Here is a 799-nt window from a genome sequence, read left to right as displayed (position 1 = left end):
TCACTCTCCTTCCGGAGTTCTTTTCACCTTTCCCTCGCGGTACTATGCGCTATCGGTCAGTCAGGAATATTTAGCCTTACCCAGTGGTCTGGGCAGATTCCCACTACCTTTCACGGGGGCAGTGGTACTCGGGAACAAAACCCAGGGAGGTTATCTGATTTCGCATACAGGGCTTTCACCTTCTGTGGCTCAGCTTTCCAGCTGATTCTGCTATCAGATAACTTTGTAACTCCCCGAAGGAGTGGTAGCTCCTTCCGGCTTTGTCCCTCTACCCCGATGTGGCTAAGGCTACCACCATGGCACCACACCGGTTTAGGCTCTTCCCCTTTCGCTCGCCGCTACTGAGGGAATCTCTTTCGATTTCTTTTCCTCGGGCTACTAAAAGGTTTTACTTCGCCCGGTTAGGCTCCCTTGGTAGGGATACCAGCCTATGGGCTGGTGGGTTTCCCCATTCGGGTATCCTCGGATCACAGCCCGCTTGCGGCTCCCCGAGGCTTATCGCAGCTTGCCACGCCCTTCTTCCCTTCTGACTGCCGAGGCATCCACCGTGGACCCTTAGCAGCTTGGCCTTTTCTTCTACCTACCAGGATTCTCTCTTATTCAGTTGCCAAGGTCTTGCTCTATTCTTCTATGGAGACGAGGGGACTTGAACCCCTGACCCTCTGCGTGCAAAGCAGATGCTCTCCCATCTGAGCTACGTCCCCAATCCATATGGGCCTTAGTGGACTTGAACCACTGACCTTACCCTTATCAGGGGTACGCTCTAACCGCCTGAGCTCAAGGCCCTTAGCAGTTGATT

Annotated in this window: 2 tRNA genes and 1 rRNA gene (1 of these 3 cut by a window edge); all 3 read right to left on the bottom strand. The window is 53.8% G+C overall.

What is annotated here, in order from left to right:
- A 23S ribosomal RNA gene (locus tag ABDH49_09130) occupies positions 1-569 on the bottom strand; its annotated part reaches 280 nt to the left of the window's first position; the annotation flags it as partial.
- A 62-nt stretch (positions 570-631) separates the two neighbouring features.
- A tRNA-Ala gene (locus tag ABDH49_09125) sits at positions 632-704 on the bottom strand.
- A gap of 8 nt (positions 705-712) precedes the next feature.
- A tRNA-Ile gene (locus ABDH49_09120) sits at positions 713-786 on the bottom strand.
- Positions 787-799 lie beyond the last annotated feature (13 nt).

Source organism: Candidatus Hydrothermales bacterium (genome assembly GCA_039630235.1).
In the GTDB taxonomy this organism is placed as follows: Bacteria; Hydrothermota; Hydrothermia; order Hydrothermales; family JAJRUZ01; genus JBCNVI01.
The sequence above is the reverse complement of the archived record's forward strand: the minus strand, read 5'-3'. Positions and strand labels throughout refer to the sequence as shown.